This is a genomic window from Marinobacter similis (assembly GCF_000830985.1).
Lineage (GTDB): Bacteria > Pseudomonadota > Gammaproteobacteria > Pseudomonadales > Oleiphilaceae > Marinobacter > Marinobacter similis.
Genome location: NZ_CP007151.1, coordinates 1,067,124 through 1,089,190, shown reverse-complemented (window position 1 = coordinate 1,089,190; position 22,067 = coordinate 1,067,124). Strand labels below are relative to the sequence as shown.

Sequence of the window (22,067 nt, the reverse complement as noted above, 5' to 3'; positions counted from 1 at the left end):
TTTTCGGTTGCCCTACATCTCGCTCATCAGCCACTCCTTGAAGGCTTTCATCCCGACGGTCAGCGGACGTTGTTTGCGGTAGACCAGATAGAAGGCCCGATTCGTATCGAGCTGGATGTCGAACGGCACCACCAACTGACCCGATTTAATCTCACGGGACGTCAGGGTGCTATCAGCCAGCGCAACTCCCAAGCCCTCCTGGGCCGCCGCCGTGGCCAGTTGCCCACTGGACATCTGTAGGCTGCCCCGGGCGGATATAAAATCAACACCCGACTGTTGCAGCCAGTTTTCCCACTCCCACTTCCGCTTGCTGACATAGATCAACGTGTGTTTAGCCAAGTCTTCAGGCTTTTCCAGCGGTAACTCACCGTCCAATAGCTGCGGGCTACACACCGGCACCAGCATTACTCTGCGCAGAAAATGCACTTCGATGTCGTCCCATTCACCACTCCCGAAATAGACCGCCATGTCGGTACTGGTGCGATCGAAGTCCAGCAGCCCCATGGACGCATTAATTTCCAGCTCAATATCCGGGTACAAGGCCTGGAATCGCGCCATGCGTGGCATCAGCCAGCGGGTGAGGAAGTTGGGGGCAACGCTGATCTTAACCACGTTGGATTCCTGGTTCTCAGTCAGTCGCTGGGTGGCCATCTCAATCTCGTCGAACGCGTGCCTGACAGATGTCAGGTATTGCTCGCCTGCCGGGGTCAACGCCACCGTTCGCTTGCTTCGGTCAAAGAGTGAAAGTCCCAAATTTTCTTCAAGCGTCTTAATCTGATGACTGACCGCAGATGCCGTCACGAAAAGTTCCTTGCCAGCTGCGGCAAAGCTGAGGTTCCTTGCGGCTGATTCAAAGGCCCGAAGCGCATTGAGGGGTGGCAGGTGGCGCATAACATTTCTCGACTGATGAGATTAATTCATTAGTCTGCTGAGAAACGATCGCTTTTTCAACAGCCTCATACTCATTAGTATGCTCCCTATCGACATGACTCACTTATCAAACGAGGACACAGCATCATGAGTTACCAAGCTCCGAAACTGAACGAAGACGGCACTATCGACATGAATTACTACACCCAGCTTGCGAAGCAACAGCGTAGTGAGCACATCGCGCAGATGGCGGCGTCACTGAAAGCCAACATCAAATCCTTCTTCCACGTGACGCTGCCAAAGCTGTCTACCAGCATTGACCTGTGTTCCCTTCAGCGCTCAATGACCTTAAGTGTGAATTGGCTGGTTTCGCCGGCGCTGGCGAACCAGCCTGCTTTTAGGTTTTTCCGACATACAGGCGGGAAATAGCGTCAAGATCGAGGCAATAGCGAAGTTCAAGAAGGGAGATTAGAAACCCCGTCAATCTCAGTCACCGTTTTAGCATCCGCCCGCTCAATGATTTTCAGGAGAGTGGATTGAATCGTTTCATCTTCCCGGGCGTCGCCGCTACTCACAAACGCTTGCTTCTGCGGATCCGCACCCTCTTCCTCGGTGAACGAAATTACCACTTCAGTGGCTGTATCCGGCGCTTTACCGACGTCCCCTTTACCAAAGTACTCGAGCGACACTAACGGATAGCCGTGAAAGCCCTTCTTAACCTGCTTTGCAATACGCTTCTTTGCTTTCTCTAACTGCATAATAAGAGCCTGTCGCTGGGTTTGTTTTCTCGATAAATTATGGCTGGCGCCGAAATGTATTCACCTCAGCTGGCTGTCTTTGCTGCCACGTCTATTGATGCCGTGCGACGACTTCTCCTGCTTTTCAAGAGCGGACTGACAGGCAATGCACAGGCGAACTCCCGGAATTGCCTGGCGGCGAGCTTCGGGAATCGCCTGGTCACACTCATCACAAAAGGCCGCACTCTCCCCGTTGCCTAATTGGCTCCGTGCGCGTTGCACTTCGTCGTCGACACTCGCGTCAATTTGATCCTGAACCGCTCCGTCCCGTGACCATCCACCTGCCATAGCGTTCTCCCATCATGAAAGAAATGATGCCGCAAAGCCTAGTAAAATCCTTCGCGTCCCGTGTCGTCAATTATTTAGAGCCCGCACCCCTATGAATTATCCCCAACGCATTGTCTGCCTTACCGAAGAAACCACCGAGACCCTCTACGCCATCGGCGCAGAGGACCGCATTGTCGGCATCTCCGGGTTCACCGTAAGGCCGGAGCGAGCAAGGAAGGAAAAACCCAAAGTCTCCGCCTTCACCTCCGCCAAGATCGGGAAAATCCTGGAGTTAAAACCCGACCTGGTGGTGGGCTTCTCCGACATGCAGGCAGACATCGCCGCCGAACTAGTGCGCAGCGGTGTGGCCGTGCACATCTTCAACCAGCGCACCGTGGCCGGAATCCTGTCGATGATCCGAACCCTCGGCGGTATGCTGGGCCTTGCCGACCGAACCGACGCCTACACGCAGGAGCTGTCCGACCGGGTTGAACGAATCAGAGCGGAAAGGGCGAAAGTAAACCGCCCGCGTGTCTACTTTGAGGAATGGGGCGACCCGATGATCACCGGCATAGGCTGGGTGTCAGAACTGATCGGTATTGCCGGCGGCGAGGATATCTTCCCGGAACGGGCCGCCGAGCCCGGCGCCAGGGAACGCATCATCGAGAACTCTGAGGACGTCATAAGCCGCCAACCGGACATCATCATCGGTTCCTGGTGCGGGCGGAAGTTCCGGCCGGGGCAGGTGGCCGAGCGGCACGGTTGGGGTGAGATTCCCGCAGTAAGAAACGGCCACCTGTATGAGATCAAGTCACCGTTTATTCTTCAGCCGGGACCGGCGGCGCTGACGGATGGGTTGGAGGCGTTGTGTCGGATTATTGATCGGGTGTGACGATCACGGCTTAGAATCCAACAGGCCTGTATTGGACAGATTAGCAGCCGTTGTGCGGGAGGATCCGATCACCAAGGCCCTCCTCCGTGATGAAACCGAAACCCTTGGCGTCGTTCCAGCTAGTCATTGACCCCTTTGAATTCAATGCAGGCGTCATCTCAGTAGATTGTAAAGAGCTCAGATAACCAACGATGGCAGACCAAAACGTTAAAAATAGTAAAAAAACACAATCGTGCGCCTGAGCCTCTCAATTAACCAGACACCATTTAACTCCATAAAAAACAGAATCTTAAGGATTTATATCCAATTATTTTGAGCTTCTTTGCGCACAAAATGTTCAGCGAGAGGCTGCTTGGGTGTAAAGCTCATTTATTTTGCATAGGGTACTATCGGATAGGTCATGTTCGGAGTTCCACGGTCATGACTAAACAAAAATTGCTTAAGGAGAAAGCATGTTTTTTAAGAAGAATAAGCTCGCGTTGGCGATTACATCGAGCGCTGCACTAGCCCTGGTAGGTTGCGGCGGAGGTAGCGGCAGCGGCGGTGATAGTGAAGGTGGCAACCCGAATCAGGATACTGGTGGATCATATTCGGTTACGGCGATTGATGGGTACCTGGAAAATGCCGAAATCTACGTTGATGTGATTTCTAATGGCAAGCTCGATCAATCCGAACTGGATAATGGCCCAGTTGGTCGAACGAACGCCCAGGGTGTGGCTGTGCTTGAATCTGCGCTGGCTGGCGAGGAGTTGCTGGTTCGCGCAGTTGCTGGCGAAACCCGCGATTCCGACAGCGGTATCGTTGATTCCACGTTCGTCCTGAGCGCCGGTGTGGGCTCCGAAGTTTTTACGCCGTTCACCCATCTGTCCAAAGTAACCGGTGCTTCTCTAAACGATATTGCCGCTCAGCTGAACGTTGATGTGTCTCTGATCTCCGGTGACTTTGTGAAGGCCAAAGAGGATGCGGCCACTAAAGACAATGCTGCTGTTACTCATGCTCTGGCGCGTTTCGTCGTCACCGAATTGAAGCAGGGGCTTGTTCAGGTAGAAAGCATTGGTGCCGCACTGGGCGACGCGAAAAACGCAATCGAGATTGCAATCGCCAATGGCCAAGACCCCGACCTGATCGAAGTTGAGCTGGATGACAACAACAGTGGTGCAGTGGTAGAAGGCCAGCCAACCCGTCTTGCGTTCAGTAAGGATTTTCTTGCCGGCGAGGACACATGGACGGCCTACCGCTTCGACGACAGCGGCGACCAGGAGCAGTTCTACTTCCGATTTGGCAATGCCAACGATGATTCGGCGTTTTGTCTGACCTCTGAGCGTATGTCGTTCCTCAACGACGAAACCATTACGCCACCAGCCAACGATTGTGTGACCAGCGCGACGTTTGCTGTTAACGAAAGCGGTCAGTTGGAGCTTTCCTACTCGGACGCCGATGTATTTGACATGCTGTATCGCTTTAGCGAAGAGCGAGAAGCTGATCAAGGCGGAACCTTCACCTACAAAATGTTCCTGATGGTGAAGTCCAACGGTGAAATGTTGTGGGTGGATAACAACGAATTCGTCCGGGATGCTGGCGACTATCGTGATGCGCCTGCAGAAACCGTGTTCAGCATGATGGACGACAATGATGACGGCGGCGTTGTTGAGCAAATGTTTGTTGGTGCCGACTTCGAAACGACTGACACGTATGAGTACAAAACATACGGCGAAATTAGTGAAGGTACGGTGTCGCACTTCGAGGTAAATAAAGAACCGGATGCGTTTGAGGTCCGTTGGTTTATCTCGCCGCTTTGTGAGTTTATCAACGAAAACAACTGCCAGCAGGATGAGCCGATGGCTCGGGAAGATGAGGGCAATGAGAACATGCATACTCACGTGTACCTACCATATCGCACGGCTGGCCAGCTCCAATTGGTCTGGGATTGGAAGCCATACGACAATGAGCGTGAGATGCTGTTTATCCAGTCTCCGTCTGGTCAGTTGATTGGCAACATCTTCTCGGAGTTCCAATCTCGTGACGACGGTACTCAGGGTACTAACTGATTACCGATGAAAAGCTTGGCGAACTGAAGTAGTTACGCCTTCACTATAAATGGCCGACCACGTTGTCGGCCATTTTCTTCCGCCTGCATTTCCAAATGCATTTATCAGTCGTCAGAGGAACCTTCTTGAGGAGTTCTACCCCTGCATTTGTGAAACTCCCTCTGGCCCTCCGATTACACGAGAAAAAGCACGTTAGTCGTCCTTGTCTCGCTTAAGCCGCACCTTCGCATAAACCGCAGTCGCAACGGCCGCTGCGCCCGCCACCAAATACTCAATATGCAAAACATCCCCAATCGCCTCATGCCCCGGATGGCCCCAGGCAGCGCCAGCGGCGAGCATCAGGCTGGCAGTAAGGGTGAGTTGGTTGCGTAGTTTCATGGTTGTATCTCCATAGTGCGTTAAGCGGTTAATCAGTTGGTTTAGGCGGGTTCAGCGACTTTTCCGGGGCGGCGTTCCGGCAGCATGCCGCGCTCCAGGATGAAACTGATGATGGTTTCCAGCCCTACTCCGTCGTACAGGTTGGTGAAAACAAAGGGGCGTTCGCCGCGCATTTTCTTTGAGTCTCGGTCCATCACTTCTAGGGATGCGTGCACCTGTTCGGCGATGTCGATCTTGTTGATGATCAGCAGGTCGGATTTGGTGATACCGGGGCCGCCCTTGCGGGGGATCTTGTCGCCGGCGGACACGTCGATCACATACAGGGTGAGGTCAGACAGTTCCGGGCTGAAGGTGGCGGAGAGGTTGTCGCCGCCGGATTCCACCAGCACCAGTTCCAGATTCGGGTGGCGGCTTTGCAGATCGTCGATGGCCGCCAGGTTCATGGAGGCATCCTCGCGAATCGCGGTGTGCGGACAGCCGCCGGTTTCCACGCCAAGGATGCGGTCGGCATCCAGGGCTTCGTGGCGCAGGAGGAAGTCGGCGTCTTCCCGGGTGTAGATGTCGTTGGTGACTACGGCGATGTCGTAGTGGTCTTTCAGGGCCTTGCACAGCTGGCGCAAAAGGGCGGTTTTACCGGAGCCTACCGGGCCGCCGACTCCAACTCTCAGACAATGTTTCATGGCGTGTTCTCCTGTTTCTGTTCTTTAGTAATTCAGCTTCTGAAAAGCCGTGAATACTGGGTTTCGTGCAGGGCGCTGCCGAGCGCCAGGCCGGGCAGTACCGGGCCAAGTTCGTGATCTTCTTTCTGTAAGGCGTGGTCCACCGCCATCACCAGTTTGGGGCGCAGCCGCTCGGTCAGGCGCTGGGCGGCGGTGTGGCCCAGGGGCATGGCTTTGCACGCCACGGCCAGCTGGTTTTCCAGCCAGGCCCAGGCGAAGCCGAGCAGGGTCTGCCGGGCGGGCACGGTTCGCACGTTGGCGGCCCAGGCAAACAGGGTGACGTAGCCGGGGTCTTTGGGCAGCAGGCCTTCTTCCGGCAGCAGTTCCAGGCTGCCGAGCAGGCGCACCAGGGCGGCACCCAGGCGCAGGTCTTCGTCCACCAGTTCGGCGGTTTCCCGGGTGGCGTGCAGCCAGTCGTTCCACTCGGCTACCATGCTGCCATCGTGGTTGGCCCAGGCCTGTTGCAGGCGTACCAGAAGCGGCAGTTCGCATTGGGTCAGGCCGTCTTCCAGAACGCCTTCCAGCCAGTCACCAAGTTCGTTCTCATTGGTCACCCAGCCCAGCTCAAAGGCGCTTTCCAAACCCTGAGACCAGGCAAAGGCGCCAATGGGCAGCGCGGGGCTGACCAGTTGCAGCAGGCCCAGCAAGGCCAGGTCGCCCACGGCGGTTTGGCTGCTGTCAGTGAGAGTGAGTGTGGTCATTGCCGTGGCCATGGCTGTGCGAGTGGCTGTGAGACTGACTATGAGAGTGGCTATGCCCGTGTGAATGGGAATGCTCGCCCTGCCCGGCTTGGGCATAGGCACCGGGTTCCGGATCGAATGGCGCTCGGTGGTGTTCCAGGGTGGCGCCCAGGCGCTCGGCCAGCTCTTCCAGCACGTGATCGGGCGGGAAGCGGACCCAACCGGTTTTTCCATCAACGGCGCTGTCGTCGCTGCCTATTGCGAGGGACACGTGGCGGTTGCCGAGGTGATAGCACAATCTCGCCAGGCCCAGGCCGGGTTCGATGCGGGCTGTAACCACCGGCTCATCGGCGGCGCGAATTCGGACGATCTCGCCGGTTTCGGCCTGCAGGAAGGCGCCTTCGCGCAATACCTGGCCGCGATCGAGGAACAGGCCGACGTCGTAGCCGGTGTCGGTTTTCGCCCGCAGGCGACCGCGCATTCGCAGCTCGAATGGCAGCGTGAGGTGGTCGTGGATTTCAGCGGTTTCTACCGGGCCGACCCGTTGGGTAAGTTCAAGCATGTGGGCTCCTAAAGCAGCCATGAGCTGTGTTTTTAAAAAAGGTGGTAACGCTGGGCCAGCGGCAATTCGGTCGCAGGCTCGCAGGTAAGCAGTTCGCCGTCGGCGTGCACTTCGTAGGTTTGCGGGTCTACGGTGATGTGCGGGCATTCGGCATTCAGTTTCATATCGCCCTTGCGCACGGTGCGAACGCCTTTGCAGGCGGACAGGCGGCTATCCAGCCCCAGCTTTTCCTTGATACCGGCATCGATGGCGGCCTGGCTGACAAAGCTCAGGCGGGTGGCACTGGCGGCTTTGCCGAAGGCGCCAAACATCGGGCGGTAGTGCACCGGCTGGGGCGTGGGTATGGAGCGTTCGGGTCGCCCATGGGCGCGGCGGCGATCATGCCGCCCTTCAGAATCACGGCGGGTTTCACACCGAAGAAGGCCGGGCTCCACAACACCAGGTCCGCCAGTTTGCCCACTTCCACCGAGCCCACTTCGTGGCCGATGCCGTGGGTGATAGCGGGGTTGATGGTGTACTTGGCGATGTAGCGCTTGGCGCGCAGGTTGTCGGCGCCCAGGGCTTCGTCTTCCGGCAGCAGGCCGCGCTGCTGTTTCATCTTGTGGGCGGTCTGCCAGGTGCGGCACACCACTTCGCCCACCCGGCCCATGGCCTGGGAATCGGAGGCGATCATGGAGATCACGCCCAGGTCATGGAGGATGTCTTCAGCGGCGATGGTCTCGCGGCGAATGCGGGAGTCGGCGAAGGCGACGTCTTCCGGGATGTTGGGGTCCAGGTGGTGGCACACCATCAGCATGTCGAGGTGTTCGTCGATGGTGTTCACGGTGTAGGGCCGGGTCGGGTTGGTGGACGACGGCAGTACGTAATCCTTGGAGCAGGCGGTGATGATGTCGGGTGCGTGGCCGCCGCCGGCGCCTTCGGTGTGGTAGGTGTGGATGCAGCGTTCTTTGAACGCAGCCAGGGTGTCTTCCACGAAGCCGGATTCGTTCAGGGTGTCGGTGTGGATGGCCACCTGCACGTCGTACTTGTCGGCCACGGTGAGGCAGTTGTCGATGCTGGCTGGCGTTGTGCCCCAGTCTTCGTGCAGTTTGAGGCCGATGGCGCCGGCCTGGATTTGCAGTTCCAGGGCTTCCGGCAGGGAGGCGTTGCCTTTGCCGAGGAAGCCGATGTTCATGGGCAGGGAGTCTACGGCTTGCAGCATTTTACCCATGTGCCAGGCACCCGGGGTGCAGGTGGTGGCGTTGCTGCCGGTGGCCGGGCCGGTGCCGCCGCCGAGCATGGTGGTTACACCACTCATCAGGGCTTCTTCGACCTGCTGCGGGCAGATGAAGTGGATGTGGGCGTCGATGCCGCCGGCGGTGAGGATTTTGCCCTCACCGGCGATGATTTCGGTGCCGGGGCCGATGACGATGGTAACGTCTGGCTGGGTGTCAGGGTTGCCGGCTTTGCCGATGGCGGCGATGCGGCCGTTCTGGAGGCCGACGTCGGCTTTGACGATGCCCCACCAGTCTAGGATCAGGCGTTGGTGATGACGGTGTCCATTACGGTGTCGTCTGCCAGCTGGCTTTGGCCCATGCCATCGCGGATGACTTTGCCTCCGCCGAATTTTACTTCGTCGCCGTAGTGGGTGCTGTCGCTTTCCACTTCGATCCAAAGATCAGTGTCGCCGAGTCTTACGCGGTCGCCGACTGTCGGGCCGTACATGTCGGCGTAGGCTTGTCTGGTGATTTTCATGCTGTGCCTCTTTCCTTATTCTGGGTGCGAGAGCAAGTGACAATTACTTTCCGAAACCCGCTCAAGCGCATCCATGTGGCGCTTGAGCTCCGCCATCCATGGCTCCGCACAGTTTCGGAAAGTAATTCCCACTCGCTCCCCGAAGTCATTTCGTGGAGTCCAGCGGGCCCATGACTTCAGCTCTGAAACCATAGATCTTCCGGCTACCGCTGAATGGAATCAGGGTGACTTCGCGACTTTGGCCTGGTTCGAAACGGATGGCAGTGCCAGCGGCGACGTCGAGGCGGTAGCCGCGGGCTTTGGCGCGATCAAACGTCAGGGCCGGGTTGGCTTCGGCGAAGTGGTAGTGGGAGCCGATCTGCACAGGGCGGTCGCCGGTGTTGGCGACTTCGATCTGAATTCTCTCGAGGCCGGCGCAGAGTTCGATGTCGCCGTCTTTGAGGTGGTATTCACCGGGGATCATGGCGGGCTCCTTACACTATCGGGTTGTGGACGGTGACGAGTTTCGTACCGTCTGGGAAAGTGGCTTCTACCTGCACTTCATCCACCATTTCGGCCACCCCTTCCATGACGTCTTCACGGGTGAGCACTTTGGTGCCGGCGGTCATCATGTCAGCCACGCTGCGGCCTTCGCGGGCGCCTTCCATGATTTCGGCGCTGATCAAGGCCACGGCTTCCGGGTAGTTCAGCTTGAGGCCCTTGGCCTTGCGGCGTTCGGCGAGCAGGGCTGCGGTGAACAGCATCAGCTTGTCTTTGTCTCTGGGGGTCAGTTCCATCAGTCGTTACTCTCGTTAATCGCTTTTAACTCTTAAGCTTTTTTTTGGTCGCGTTCAGGTCAGCCAGATTCTGGGCACGCTCGCCGGCAGCCCGGTGAGCCTTGGTCGGAGCAGTTCCCAGGCTTGTTGGCACAGGGCCCAGGCTTCGTTGCGTTCCTGCCCCAGGTAGCGCAGCAGCACCACGCCGCGGCGCCGGGTAACGGCCCAGCGGTGGTTTTCGGGCAGGGTTTCTCTGAGTGCTTCGATGGCGCCGGCTTCGTCGTCCAGGCCCACTACCCACAAGGTGGCCTGCACGGTGGCGCCGCCCTGGCCCCAGTGGCCTTTGAATCTGGGGTGGGCCGGGTCCATGGGTTGGCGTTCCAGCCATAAAGGGCGGCCGTCCATGAGCAGGCGGAACTTCTGTTCCAGATGCCCGGTAACGAACGGCAGATCGCTGGCCGGGCGGCCGAGGGCGAGGATTTCCCAGCCCAGGCATTTGGCGCCGGTTTCCAGTTCGATGGTGGTGGTCTGTTCGCCCCGGGAGCCGTCGAAGGCCAGGGTTTCCTGGGGCAGGTATTCGAGAATGCCGCCCTTGGCGACCGTGAGTTTGGTGTGCTGGGCCCAGGCTACGCCGTGGCTGTCGGCTTTGTAGAGTTTGGCGGCCGCAGGCGTGGTCAGCAGGGTGTGGGCGCCCTCGCCTACCTGGGCCTCGATGCTCAGGGCATCGCCGCTGACCAGTCCACCCGGTGGGTGCAGCAGGTACACGTGGCAGCAACCGTTCCGGCTCCGGGTAAAACGGCCGCTGCACTCGCAAAGGTCCCTGGTGGCTAATGCCGGTCATGCGGGTGGCGGTGTTGTCGCCGTCCGGGCGCAGCTGGAAGCCCAGCTCGATGGACGCAGCCCAGCGCCGGCCGGCGTCGAAGCAGTGGCCGGAATCGGGCGCGGTGCCATCTTTGGGCTCTATGCGCTGAAAGACCGTCATACCGTCAGGTGCTTCTTGATGAGTTCATCGGTGAGCCCGGCAATTTCGCCTTCGGCCACCCGGCGGCCGCGGTCGAGAATGGCGAAGCGGTCGGCGTATTTGCGGGCGAAGGGCAGTTTCTGCTCCACCAGCAACACGGTCAGGCCGTCTTCTTTGATCAGCTTGCGGATGACCTCGCCAATCTGGGCGACGATGTTGGGCTGGATGCCCTCCCCCGGCTCGTCCAGGATCAGCAGGCGCGGTTCGATCACCAAGGCCCGGCCAATGGCCAGTTGCTGTTGCTGACCGCCGGAGAGGTCGCCGCCGCGGCGGTGTCTCATTTCTTTCAATACCGGGAACAGCTCGTAGATGCGCTCGGGAATTTTCTTGCTGCCGTCTTTGCGCACGGCCAGGCCGGTGCGCAGATTTTCTTCCACCGTCAGTAGCGGGAAGATCTGCCGGCCCTGGGGCACGTAGCCGATGCCGAGGCGGGAGCGGTCTTCGATTTTCTTCTGGGTGAGTTCCACGTCCTGGGCGAATTCCAGGGAACCGTTTTTCACGCTTTCCTCGCCCATGATGCATTTCATCAGCGTGGTTTTGCCCACGCCGTTGCGGCCCATCACGCAGGTGCACTGGCCCTGGGGTACGTCCAGTTCCAGATCCCAGAGGGTGTGGCTCTCGCCGTAGTACTGGTTGAGCTTGTCGACTTTCAGCATCAGGTTGTCACTGGACATTACGCCTCCTCCCCGAGATACACCTTGATCACTTCCGGGTCGTTGGAGACCTGGTCCATGGTGCCTTCCGCCAGCACGCTGCCCTGGTGCAGCACGGTGACCTGGCGCGCAATGGAGCGCACAAAGCCCATGTCGTGCTCCACCACCACTACCGACTGTTTGCCGGCGAGGCTGGTGAGCAGTTCGGCGGTGCGTTCCATTTCCTGCTCGGTCATTCCAGCTACCGGCTCATCCACCAGCAGCAGCCGGGGCCGTTGCATCAGCAGCATGCCGATTTCCAGCCACTGCTTCTGGCCGTGGGAGAGGATGCCGGCGGGCGCGCCGCGCAGGTCCTTCAGGCCGATCATTTCCACCACTTCGTCGATACGGTCCCGGTATTCCGGTTTCATGATGGCGGTGAGTGTCGGGAACACACGCTTGTCGGCAGCCATCGCCAGTTCCAGGTTTTCGAACACGGTGAGGGCTTCAAACACCGTGGGTTTCTGGAACTTGCGGCCGATGCCGAGGGAGGCGATGTCCGGCTCGCTCTTGGTGAGCAGGTTGTGGCGGCTGCCGAACCACACCGAGCCGGTGTCCGGGCGGGTTTTGCCGGTGATGATGTCCATCATGGTGGTTTTGCCCGCGCCGTTGGGGCCGATGATGCAGCGAAGTTCGCCGTCGTCGATGGTGAGATTTAGGTTATTGATGGCCTTAAAGCATCGAAGCTCACGCTCACGTCTTCCAGATACAGGATGGGGCCGTGGCGCACGTCCACCGGTGAGACTTCCGGTGCCAGGAAGTCGAACACCTGGTCGCGGTTGGTCAGCTGCTGCAAAATGCTCATGCGGTGGCCTCCTGCGCCGGGGTGTCGGGTTCTTCCTTGGCTTTCTTACGGTCGAACAGCAGGCCGGCAATGCCTTTGGGCAGGAACACGGTGACCAGCACAAACAGGCCGCCGAGGGCGAACAGCCAGGCGTCCGGCATGATGCCGGTGAACACGGTTTTGCCGTAGTTGACCAGGATGGCGCCAATGACTGCGCCGTACAGGGTGGCGCGACCACCGAGGGCGACCCAGACCACGATTTCGATGGAGAACAGCGGCGAGAATTCGCTCGGGTTGATGATGCCAACTTGCGGTACGTACAACGCACCGGCGACACCCGCCAGCATGGCGGACACCACGAACACGAACAGCTGCACGCGCTCCACCCGGTAACCCAGGAAGCGGGTGCGGGCTTCGGCGTCGCGGCAAGCCACACTCACCCGGCCGAGCTTGCTGGTGACAATTCCCCGGCAGATCACGTAGCCGATGGCCAGAGCGATGCCGGTGGCCAGGAACAGACCGAGGCGGGTGGCGTCGGTGCGCAAGTCAAAGCCGAGCAGGTCTTTAAAATCGGTCAGGCCGTTGTTGCCGCCAAAGCCCATCTCGTTGCGGAAGAACGCCAGCATCAGCGCAAAGGTAAGCGCCTGGGTGATGATGGAGAGGTACACCCCGGTCACCCGTGAACGGAAGGCCAGGAAGCCGAACACCAGGGCCAGCAGGCCCGGCGCCAGCAGCACCATGATGAAGGCGAACCAGGCCATGTCGAAGCCGAGCCAGTACCAGGGCAGTTCCTGCCAGTTCAGGAACACCATGAAGTCCGGCAGGAGCGGGTCGCCGTAAACGCCGCGATCACCAATCTGACGCATCAGGTACATGCCCATGCGTAACCGCCGAGGGCAAAGAAGGCACCGTGGCCCAGGCTGAGAATCCCCAGGTAACCCCAGACCAGATCCACCGCCACCGCCAGCAGGGCGTAGCACAGGTATTTACCCAGCAGGGTGACGGTGTAGGAACTCACATACAGTGCGCTGTCCTGCGGCATCAGCAGGTGCAACGCGGTGACGACAATCAGGGCGGCGAACAGCACGCCCAGGAACAGTTGCGTGGAGCGTTCACGCAGAGGTCGCGTTAGCCACATACCTTAACCCTCCGCCGCACGGCCCTTCTGGGGAAAGAGTCCCCGGGGGCGTTTTTGAATGAACAGGATGATCAGAACCAGTACCAGGATCTTGGCGAGGACCGCACCGGCCCAGGGTTCCAGAAGCTGGTTGATGGTGCCCAGCGACAGGCCTGCCAGCAGAGTGCCCCAGAGGTTACCCACACCGCCGAACACCACCACCATGAAGGAATCGATGATGTAGGCCTGGCCCAGGTTGGGACCCACGTTGGTGATCTGGGACAGGGCCACACCGGCCAGGCCAGCCACGCCAGAACCCAGGCCGAAGGTAAGGATGTCCACCTTGGTGGCCTTGATGCCCATGGAGCGGGCCATGGCCCGGTTCTGGGTAACGGCGCGCACGTCCAGGCCGAGCCGGGTCTTGCGCATGATCAGCATCAGGCCGGCGAACACCACCAGGGCGAAACCGATCACGTAGAGGCGGTTCAGGGTCAGCGACAGGGCCTCGTTGATCATCAGCGAGCCGCTCATCCAGTCCGGGGTGATCACGGTGCGGTTGAGCGGAGAAACCACGGTGCGCACCAGCTGTTGCAGGATCAGGCTGACACCGAAGGTCGCTAGAAGAGTTTCCAGCGGACGGCCTTTCAGGTGCTGAATCACGGTGCGTTCAATGGCGATGCCCGCCAGCGCCGCCACCAGGAAACCGGCGGGGATGGACAGCACCAGCGCCAGGCCAGGCTGGCCCGGCAGCAGTTGTTGCATGCCCCAGGTGGTGTAGGCGCCGAGCATGATCAGCTCGCCGTGAGCCATGTTGATCACGCCCATCACACCAAAGGTGATGGCCAGGCCAATGGCCGCCAGCACCAGCACCGAACCGAGAGACAGGCCGAAATACAGGGTCTCGGCGGCGCGGTTCAGCTTTAGTTTCTGTTCAATGCTTTCCATGGCCTTGGCAGCAGCTGCGGCAAGTGCCGGATCGTCGCTGCGCATGGCTTGTTGCAGGGCGGCGCGAGCTTCAGAATTGAGGCTTCCGGAGAGTGTGGCCACGGCGGTAATGTCGCCCTGCTCTTCCACCTGGTAGATGGCCAGGGCTTCGGTGAGCGCGGCCTGCACGTCGGCGCTTTGCTCTTCGTCAATCAGTGTGGGCAGGCGCTCGGCCAGGGTGCCACTCACGCTGCCTTTGAGGGCGCGGGCGGCGGTTAGTCGTTGATCCTCGTCGGAGCTTTTAAGATCGATGACCGACAGGATGCCTTCGAGTTCGTTACGCAGGGCGTTGTTGACGCGAATGGTGTCGATGTCGCGGCGAGAGATCTCGCCCAGGTTTTCTTTGGTCAATGCGTCTTCCACGGTCCAGTTACGGCCGCGGTTGGACAACACGATGATGAATTGGCCGCTGTCTTCAATGCGCCCGAGTTTGTTGGCGCCGAAGGATTCCAGCCAGTAACGTGCACGGTCGTCGCCACTGCCGGCGATGCGGTTCACCACCGCTTTCTTTTCGGCAAAGGAAGAATCGGCCAGCGCGGTGAGTAATTGCTGAGCTTCAGTTCTCTCTAACTGCACCTGGGCCAGGGTAAAGCCGGGCCAGAGCAGACAGCAGGCGAGCAGCAGATGGCTGAGCAGTCGGTAGATGCCCATGGTTGCGTCCTGTTCTTGGGAATAGAGGGTGGAGCGAAAACGGTGGTAAAGCGCGGGCGGAGCCGAGACCCCGCCCGCAGTTGGCTGCGGATGGCCTCAGGCCTTACTCGGCAGCCACCTTGCCGCCACAGGTGCCGGTAACCACGTTGAAGTTTCCGCAGAACAGCGGCTTGCGCCAGTCACTGATCAGGTCCTTTGAACCCGGCAGGAAGTCAGACCAGGCATCGCCAGCCACAGTCGAGGCGGTTTCCCAGACCACGGAGAACTGGCCGTTGTCCTGGATTTCGCCAATCAGCACCGGTTTGGTGATGTGGTGGTTCGGCATCATAGTGGCGTAGCCGCCGGTGAGGTTCGGCACGCTCACACCGATGATGGCGTCTTTCACCGCGTCTACGTCAGCCGTGCCCGCTTTCTTGACCGCTTCGACGTACATGTTGAAGCCGATGTAGTGCGCTTCCATTGGGTCGTTGGTGACGGCCTCTTCGTTGCCGGTGTACTCAACCCAGGCGTCGATGAAGTCGTAGTTGGCGTCATTGTCCACGCTCATGAAGTAGTTCCAGGCGGCCAGGTGGCCAACCAATGGGCCGGTGTCGATACCGGACAGCTCTTGTTCACCCACGGAGAAAGCAACCACCGGGATGTCGGCGGCGTCGATGCCCTGGTTACCCAGCTCGCGGTAGAACGGTACGTTGGCGTCGCCGTTGATGGTGGATACCACGGCGGTTTTCTTGCCGGCGTTACCGAACTTCTTGATGTCGGAGACGATGGCCTGCCAGTTGGAGTGACCAAACGGCGTGTAGTTGATCATGATGTCGTCGGCGGCCACGCCCTTGTCCTTGAGGTAGGTCTCGAGGATTTTGTTGGTGGTTCGCGGGTACACGTAGTCGGTGCCTGCCAGAACCCAGCGCTCAACGCCGATGTCGTTCATCAGGTAGTCCACCGCCGGAATCGCCTGCTGGTTGGGCGCCGCGCCGGTATAGAACACGTTCTCGGAGGATTCTTCACCTTCGTACTGAACCGGATAGAACAGCAGGCCGTTCAGCTCTTCCACCACTGGCAGTACGGACTTACGGGAAACAGACGTCCAGTTGCCGAAGATGACGTCTACTTCTTCTTTCGCCAGCAGCTCGCGGGCTTTCTCGGCGAACAGCGGCCAGTTGGAGGCGGGGTCGACTACGACTGGCTCAAGCTGACGACCAAGAACGCCGCCGGCTTCGTTTTGCTTTTCGATCAGCATCAGCATGGTGTCTTTCAGGGTGGATTCACTGATCGCCATGGTGCCGGACAGGGAGTGCAGGATGCCGACTTTGATGGGGTCTTCGGCGGCTAGAGAGTTAAAAGAGATGGAAAGCGCCAGTGCAGAGAGGCCCAGTTTCACGTGTTTTTTGATGCTCATTTCGTCATCCTTTTCGTTTTTAGGGAGGTTGTGCAATTCGTCTGAAGCACCTCCTTCTCTGCATTAGTTGTTCCAGCACCAAAATAATCCATTTAATTTCAGCTAGTTATGCACAAAGGCCTCATCCTCAGCACTGCTTTTGCCCCATCAGAACGCACCAAAACACATACCTCCAGTGCACGTTTGCACCTTGCTGGTGCAGAAGTCCCGTACGATGGATAAATTATTCGTTTATTATCAATTAGTTATTAATTTCTGAAAGAGACAAGTCAGTTACGTTAGGCATAAATAGCATGCTTGTTATTGGGCGCCGATCCGGTGCCTCCGCCCCATGCTGGTGCGCCCGTTTTCGGTGCTGATCGGAGCCCAACGAGCCGCGCTTACAGCGCCGTAGGAAATGTCTTACACGCGCTGGCGCGTTTGTCCGGTGTTGCCAAAACGTGTCGTCGCTAGAATGGTATCTGTCAGGGATGACAAGCCAGCAAGGATCGTTGGCTCAAGGACGATAACTCCAGGGATTTGGAGTTGCCCTAAGGATCAGGGGCTTGCAGGGAAGATCGCAAGGATGAAGTGCTCAGGATGAGCACATGGTCTGAAGGATCAGACAAGGGTCAGCCACGGAAAGCGGGGCCACAAGGAGTGTGGTCCTGTCCGTGCATTCGTTCCGGCTGTTTTGCGTCCCGACAACACTAAAAAGACGACAACTCAGCATCAGGAACTCACTATCCATGAAACGCACTCCCTTTTTTGCCACTCTCGTACTGCTGTTCAGCCTGGTAACCGGCTTTGCTCACGCTGAACCGGCCGCCATCAATATCAACACCGCCGACGTTGCCACGCTGTCCGAACTGACCGGTGTTGGCCAGAGCAAGGCCGAAGCAATTGTGGCCTATCGCGAAGCCAATGGTCCTTTCAGCGCACCGCAAGATCTGGCCAATGTGAAAGGTATTGGCGCGCGCACGGTTGAAAAGAACGCAGCACGCCTGACCGTGGAATAATCTGCTCTGTAGGCAGCGGCGCTCGCCGCTGCCTAAGTAATAACCCCTACCCAAAAGTCGTCTGGCATCACCCGTTCCCGGTTCCTATTATTAGTGGAATGACAACACTAATGAGCGTGAGCATCGGCGCCATGGCTGACCCCATAAAGCTTTATCCCCCGAAGCCCTCGAAAGTGTATTTCTTCGGCACCTGCCTGGTGGACATGTTCTACCCGGATGCGGGTATGGCGGGCATTCAGCTGCTCGAGCGCGAAGGCATTGAGGTGATTTTCCCGCAGGACCAGACCTGTTGCGGCCAACCGGCTTTCACGTCCGGCTACCACGACGAAGCCCGCGCGGTCGCCAAGACCCAGCTGGGCCTGTTTCCCGAGGACTACCCCATTGTGGTGCCATCAGGTTCCTGCGGCGGCATGATGCGCAAGCACTACCCGGATCTGTTCAAGGGCACCGAGGACGAAGTCCGCGCTGCGGAGGTGGCCGGCCGGATCTGGGAACTCACCGATTTCCTGCTCAACGTTTGCCACATCAAACTGAAGGACGTGGGCGAACCCACCACCGTAGCCATGCACACTTCTTGTTCGGCACGGCGAGAAATGGGTGTGGCCGAAGTAGGGCCGAAGCTGCTGGGCCAGCTGGATAACGTCAACCTGGTGGAACAGGTTCGGGCGGAGGAGTGCTGCGGGTTTGGCGGCACCTTTGCCATCCGGCACCCGGAGATATCCGGCGCCATGGTCAGCGAGAAAGTGGACGCCCTGGTGGACACCGGCGCCAGGGATTTTGTCACCACCGATTGCGGCTGCCTGATGAACATTCATGGCTATGCGGAGAAAAACCAGAAGGCCATGTCTGGCCAGCACATTCTCAGTTTCCTTTGGGGCCGCACCGGCGGCGATAAGGGAGAGCCGTCATGAGCGACACCACCCAGCACTCACCTCACCACGTTGATGTTAAAGAGTTTCACCCGCGAGCCCACGAAGCGTTGCACAACCCGCAAATTCGCCAGAACTTCCGCAAGGCGATGGACGGGCTGATGAGCAAACGCAAAAGCGCTTTTGAAGGATGGGACCTGGAAACACTGCGCGATCTTGGTGCCAACGTGCGACTGCGCGCACTGGCCAATCTGCCCGACCTGCTTGAGCAGTTGGAGCAGAAGCTGACCGAGAACGGCATCAAGGTGCACTGGGCCGTAGATGGCGACGAGGCCTGCCGGATCGTACGCGATATCTGCAAGGCGCGGGACGCCAAGACCGTGATCAAGGGCAAGTCCATGGTGTCCGAGGAAATGGAGCTGAACCATTACCTCGAGGAACAGGGCATCGAAGCCTGGAATCCGATTTGGGCGAGTACATCGTGCAGTTGGCCGAGGAAACGCCCTCACACATCATTATGCCGGCGATCCACAAGAACACCGGTGAAATCTCCAAACTGCTGCACGAAAAAACCGGCACTGATCTCTCTAACGATGTTGAATACCTGACCGCCGCCGCACGCCTGCAGCTACGCGAGAAGTTCATGAATGCCGATGTCGGCGTGTCCGGGGTGAACTTTGCCGTGGCCGAAACCGGCACCCTGTGCCTGGTGGAAAACGAAGGCAACGGCCGCATGACCACCACGGTGCCGAAGTGCCACATTGCGGTCACCGGCATCGAGAAAGTGGTGCCGAATCTTGAGGATGTCTCTGCCCTGCTCGCCCTGCTGACCCGTTCTGCCACCGGCCAGCACATCACCACCTACTTCAACATGATCTCCGCGCCCCGCAAGGCCGAAGAGCTGGACGGCCCGGAAGAAGTGCACGTGGTACTGGTGGACAATGGCCGATCGTCGATCTATCAGGACGACGAACTGCTCGACACCCTGCGCTGCATCCGCTGCGGTGCCTGCATGAACCATTGCCCGGTATACACCCGTGTTGGCGGCCACACCTACGGCACTACCTACCCCGGCCCGATCGGCAAGATTCTGATGCCGCATCTGATTGGCCTGGACGAAGGCCGGCACCTGCCCAGCGCCTCCAGCCTTTGTGGCGCCTGCGGCGAAGTGTGCCCGGTGAAGATCCCCATCCCGGATCTGCTGGTGCGCCTGCGCCAGGAATCGGTGGATGGCGACAAGCTGCACCCGGCCAAGGTACGGGGCCACGGCGCCAAGCGCAGCGCGGTGGAAGCATGATCTGGAAAGGCTGGAGCTGGATGCACGCGCGCCCCGGCGCCTATCGGTTTGGCACTAACCTGGCCACGCGCTTTCGCATGCTGCAGCCCGGCAAGATGGGCGGCTGGACCCAGTTCCGCACCTCGCCCAAGCTGGCACCGAAAACCCTTCACGAAAAGCTCAAGGAGCGCAGCCAGTGAGTTCTCGCGACACCATTCTGCAGCGCCTGCGCAACCGCAGCGGGGGTGGGGAGCTGACTGCCCCGGAGTGCGATTTTTCGGTGCTGAAACGACCGGACTGGTCGACCGCCGAACGAATTGCCCTGTTCGAGAAAATGATCGAATCCGTTCACGGCGAGGTGCACCACTGCACCGAGGACAGCTGGGTAGACCGGCTGGCAGAAATACTCGGCGCCCGCGGCGCTCGCAATCTGCTGATCCCCAAAGAACACGAAATTGGAATGAAGCTCCGGTCCGCCACCCTGGAGCGGGAGGATCTGCCCCACCTGCTAATCTACGACGAGCCCATCGAAAGCTGGCAGACGGTACTGTTCAATGACGTGGATGCCAGCATCACCTCCACCCGGGGCGGAATCGCCGAAACCGGCTCGCTGATTCTGTGGCCGAACTCGGACGAACCCCGGCTGATGAGCCTGGTGGCGCCGATCCACGTGGCGGTACTTTTCGCCAGCGAGCTGTACACCACTTTCCATGAGGCCATGCAGGCCCAGAACTGGAAAGCTGGCATGCCCACCAATGCCCTGCTAATCTCCGGGCCATCCAAAACGGCGGACATTGAGCAAACCCTTGCTTACGGTGTCCACGGTCCTAAAGAGCTGATTGTGTTGGTTATTGAATGATTCGAGGCGCCCTACTGATCGCCCTGGCAGCCCTGCTCTGGGCGACCACGGGCATAGTCGCAAAATTCCTGTTCACCGGTACCGAGCTGGAAGCCATTACCCTGGGCTTTCTTCGCCTGGCTGTCGCCTTGCCGTTTTTCTGGCTGCTGATGCGCCGGGAACAACGGCAACTGGAACGCGCCAATCCCGGAGCCCGGGTGCCGGGCAGCTCCCTGCGCCATCTGGGCAAGAAAGCCCTGATCCCGCTGGCTGCACTGGGCCTGTTCCAGGCGTTCTACCAGGGCAGCTACTTGCTGGCCGTTGATCTCACCGGTGCCGGTATTGCCACCCTGATTGCCCTGTGCCTGCCGCCGGTGTTCGTTGCCTTGCTGGCCGCGCCGCTGCTCGGCGAAAAACCGGGGCTTCTTACTGTACTGTCTCTGGTCGCCGCCATCTTCGGCACGTCTATGCTGGTACTGAGCGACATGGACACCGCGGGCACCCTGCGCCTCGCTGGCATTTTGATCGCGCTTTTTGCCGCGCTGGTTTACACAGGTTTTACCCTGACCAGCCGCTACAGTTCTGCAGGCACACCGGTGTTCACAACCGCGTTCATCTGCTTTTTCACCGCCGCCCTGATCCTGTTCCCAGTGGTGTGGCTTTCCGGCGGATTTGAAGGCCTGGATACCCTGGCGTTTCATCAGTGGCTGATGGTGGTGTACGTGGGCGTGGTGCCGACCTGCATCGGCTACGTGAGTTTTTTCGCAGGCATGCAAACCACTCCTGCGACACTGTCCAGCATCATCGTGACCCTGGAACCGCTGTTCGTGGCGTTATTGGCGTGGGTATTTCTGGGAGAGATTCTGGGGCCCATCGGCATTGCCGGGGCGTTCATTCTGACGGCAGCGGTGATCGTGGCATCCCGCTACGGAGGGAAAGCCGGTACCGACACCCAGAAAGGTGCCGATACTGCAGGCTGACGGGTATCAGCTCTTGCTTTGCTTCTGCATCATGTCCGGCTGCAGGATTTCAATCCAGTAGCCGTCCGGGTCTTTGATAAAGGCCAGTCCCTTCATCTTGCCGTCGTCTGGCTTCTTCACAAACTCGACATCGAGCTTTTCGAAACGCTCGCAGGCCGCATACACGTCGGGCACTGCGACACCAATGTGGCCAAATCCCTGGGGCTGGTCGTTGCCATTGTGGTAGGCGAAATCGTTGTCGTCCTCGGTGCCCCAGTTGTGGGTCAGCTCGAGCATGGCTTCGCGACCAAAGGTAAACGTGGTCCGGTAAGCGTCATCGGAAGGCACTTGATTAGCCTGACGCTCATCCAGATAGCCCAGGAAGTACAGGCTAAATTTCATCTCCGGGAAGTCCAGCTTGCGAACCAGACGCATGCCCATCACTCGGGTGTAAAAATCCATGGAGCGCTCGGGATCTTTGATGCGCATCATGGTCTGGTTGAAGACGTAACCTTCGGTTTCCGGTACGGGATCCTCATATAGCCGGCGGCCTGTTCGAAATGCTTGGGCATGGTATTTCCCTTCGTTATTCGCAGGATTCAAAGAATATACCTGTGTGCGTTTCAAAGGGATTTCAAGGGTGGTCTAAATTTGGGGTTGGTCTGGCTGAGGGTTGGGCTTAGTGGGGCTGGCAGGGGTATGGGGTAGTTTCTTCCGGGAAACCGGAACTCGCTGCGCTCAGACACCCGGTTTTCCCTGCAGAAACTACCCCCACACCCC

Annotated in this window: 19 protein-coding genes and 6 pseudogenes; 8 read left to right on the top strand and 17 right to left on the bottom strand. The window is 59.0% G+C overall.

Annotated features, from left to right (window positions below; genetic code table 11):
* Positions 1–12 precede the first annotated feature (12 nt).
* A complete protein-coding gene (gcvA, locus tag AU14_RS04955) occupies positions 13–891 on the bottom strand; it encodes a transcriptional regulator GcvA (protein ID WP_041339429.1) in 879 nt (292 codons plus the stop codon).
* A gap of 126 nt (positions 892–1,017) precedes the next feature.
* On the opposite strand from gcvA, the gene AU14_RS04950 reads away from it, so the two are divergent.
* Positions 1,018–1,299 carry an RSP_7527 family protein gene (locus AU14_RS04950; RefSeq protein ID WP_041339426.1) on the top strand — a complete coding sequence of 94 codons (282 nt, stop codon included), beginning with the start codon at positions 1,018–1,020 and terminating at the stop codon, positions 1,297–1,299.
* Positions 1,300–1,325: 26 nt separating this feature from the next.
* On the opposite strand, the gene AU14_RS04945 is transcribed toward AU14_RS04950, so the two are convergent.
* Together AU14_RS04945 and AU14_RS04940 are read right to left on the bottom strand one after the other, a co-directional pair.
* The gene (locus AU14_RS04945) at positions 1,326–1,628 is read right to left on the bottom strand and encodes a hypothetical protein (protein WP_041339423.1); all 303 of its coding nucleotides are present in this window, start codon (positions 1,626–1,628) and stop codon (positions 1,326–1,328) included.
* A gap of 60 nt (positions 1,629–1,688) precedes the next feature.
* Complete coding sequence (locus tag AU14_RS04940) at positions 1,689–1,955, bottom strand: DksA/TraR family C4-type zinc finger protein (RefSeq protein WP_041339421.1); 267 nt, start codon at positions 1,953–1,955, stop codon at positions 1,689–1,691.
* Positions 1,956–2,046: 91 nt separating this feature from the next.
* On the opposite strand from AU14_RS04940, the gene AU14_RS04935 reads away from it, so the two are divergent.
* Positions 2,047–2,826, top strand: coding sequence for a cobalamin-binding protein (locus AU14_RS04935; RefSeq protein ID WP_041339418.1), 780 nt, complete (start codon positions 2,047–2,049; stop codon positions 2,824–2,826).
* Positions 2,827–3,278: 452 nt separating this feature from the next.
* A complete protein-coding gene (locus AU14_RS04930) occupies positions 3,279–4,874 on the top strand; it encodes a hypothetical protein (RefSeq protein WP_041339416.1) in 1,596 nt (531 codons plus the stop codon).
* Positions 4,875–5,066: 192 nt separating this feature from the next.
* Here AU14_RS04930 and AU14_RS04925 read toward each other — a convergent pair whose 3' ends face one another.
* The 13 genes and pseudogenes from AU14_RS04925 to urtA form a co-directional block, all read right to left on the bottom strand.
* Positions 5,067–5,252, bottom strand: coding sequence for a hypothetical protein (locus AU14_RS04925; RefSeq protein ID WP_041339413.1), 186 nt, complete (start codon positions 5,250–5,252; stop codon positions 5,067–5,069).
* 41 nt (positions 5,253–5,293) lie between these two features.
* Complete coding sequence (ureG, locus tag AU14_RS04920; protein WP_041339410.1) at positions 5,294–5,932, bottom strand: urease accessory protein UreG; 639 nt, start codon at positions 5,930–5,932, stop codon at positions 5,294–5,296.
* A 32-nt stretch (positions 5,933–5,964) separates the two neighbouring features.
* On the bottom strand, positions 5,965–6,672 hold the full coding sequence (locus AU14_RS04915; protein ID WP_407942818.1) for an urease accessory protein UreF: 708 nt from the start codon (positions 6,670–6,672) through the stop codon (positions 5,965–5,967).
* A complete protein-coding gene (ureE, locus tag AU14_RS18950) occupies positions 6,650–7,213 on the bottom strand; it encodes an urease accessory protein UreE (RefSeq protein WP_094191154.1) in 564 nt (187 codons plus the stop codon). The genes AU14_RS04915 and ureE overlap by 23 nt, the downstream gene beginning before the upstream one ends.
* 32 nt (positions 7,214–7,245) lie before the next feature.
* A pseudogene (gene ureC, locus AU14_RS04905) lies at positions 7,246–8,947 on the bottom strand (urease subunit alpha).
* A 145-nt stretch (positions 8,948–9,092) separates the two neighbouring features.
* The gene (locus AU14_RS04900; protein WP_041339400.1) at positions 9,093–9,410 is read right to left on the bottom strand and encodes an urease subunit beta; all 318 of its coding nucleotides are present in this window, start codon (positions 9,408–9,410) and stop codon (positions 9,093–9,095) included.
* Between the two features lie 10 nt (positions 9,411–9,420).
* Positions 9,421–9,723, bottom strand: a complete 303-nt coding sequence (ureA, locus tag AU14_RS04895; RefSeq protein ID WP_041339397.1) for an urease subunit gamma — start codon at positions 9,721–9,723, stop codon at positions 9,421–9,423.
* A 54-nt stretch (positions 9,724–9,777) separates the two neighbouring features.
* Positions 9,778–10,684 (bottom strand): annotated as a pseudogene (locus tag AU14_RS04890) (urease accessory protein UreD).
* Entirely contained in the window at positions 10,681–11,379 is a 699-nt protein-coding gene (gene urtE, locus AU14_RS04885; RefSeq protein ID WP_041343626.1) for an urea ABC transporter ATP-binding subunit UrtE, read from the bottom strand. Before urtE ends, AU14_RS04890 begins: the two are co-directional and overlap by 4 nt.
* Positions 11,380–11,396: 17 nt before the next feature.
* Positions 11,397–12,220: pseudogene (gene urtD / locus AU14_RS04880) on the bottom strand (urea ABC transporter ATP-binding protein UrtD).
* Positions 12,217–13,337 (bottom strand): annotated as a pseudogene (gene urtC / locus AU14_RS04875) (urea ABC transporter permease subunit UrtC). The pseudogenes urtD and urtC overlap by 4 nt, the downstream one beginning before the upstream one ends.
* Positions 13,338–13,340: 3 nt before the next feature.
* Positions 13,341–14,951, bottom strand: coding sequence for an urea ABC transporter permease subunit UrtB (urtB, locus tag AU14_RS04870; protein ID WP_041339392.1), 1,611 nt, complete (start codon positions 14,949–14,951; stop codon positions 13,341–13,343).
* Between the two features lie 103 nt (positions 14,952–15,054).
* Complete coding sequence (urtA, locus tag AU14_RS04865) at positions 15,055–16,347, bottom strand: urea ABC transporter substrate-binding protein (RefSeq protein WP_041343623.1); 1,293 nt, start codon at positions 16,345–16,347, stop codon at positions 15,055–15,057.
* Between the two features lie 728 nt (positions 16,348–17,075).
* On the opposite strand from urtA, the gene AU14_RS04860 reads away from it, so the two are divergent.
* The 5 genes and pseudogenes from AU14_RS04860 (at position 17,076) to AU14_RS04840 (ending at position 21,308) form a co-directional block, all read left to right on the top strand.
* Positions 17,076–17,345 (top strand): ComEA family DNA-binding protein, encoded by a 270-nt coding sequence (locus AU14_RS04860; protein ID WP_041339388.1) that lies wholly within the window; start codon positions 17,076–17,078, stop codon positions 17,343–17,345.
* 131 nt (positions 17,346–17,476) lie between these two features.
* The gene (locus AU14_RS04855; RefSeq protein ID WP_041343621.1) at positions 17,477–18,256 is read left to right on the top strand and encodes a (Fe-S)-binding protein; all 780 of its coding nucleotides are present in this window, start codon (positions 17,477–17,479) and stop codon (positions 18,254–18,256) included.
* Positions 18,253–19,690, top strand: a pseudogene (locus tag AU14_RS04850) (LutB/LldF family L-lactate oxidation iron-sulfur protein). The gene AU14_RS04855 and the pseudogene AU14_RS04850 overlap by 4 nt, the downstream one beginning before the upstream one ends.
* Entirely contained in the window at positions 19,687–20,349 is a 663-nt protein-coding gene (locus tag AU14_RS04845) for a LutC/YkgG family protein (RefSeq protein WP_041339385.1), read from the top strand. The pseudogene AU14_RS04850 and the gene AU14_RS04845 overlap by 4 nt, the downstream one beginning before the upstream one ends.
* Complete coding sequence (locus AU14_RS04840; protein WP_041339382.1) at positions 20,346–21,308, top strand: DMT family transporter; 963 nt, start codon at positions 20,346–20,348, stop codon at positions 21,306–21,308. Before AU14_RS04845 ends, AU14_RS04840 begins: the two co-directional genes overlap by 4 nt.
* 6 nt (positions 21,309–21,314) lie before the next feature.
* Here the strand turns inward: AU14_RS04840 and gloA are convergent.
* A pseudogene (gene gloA / locus AU14_RS04835) lies at positions 21,315–21,859 on the bottom strand (lactoylglutathione lyase).
* Positions 21,860–22,067: the final 208 nt, after the last annotated feature.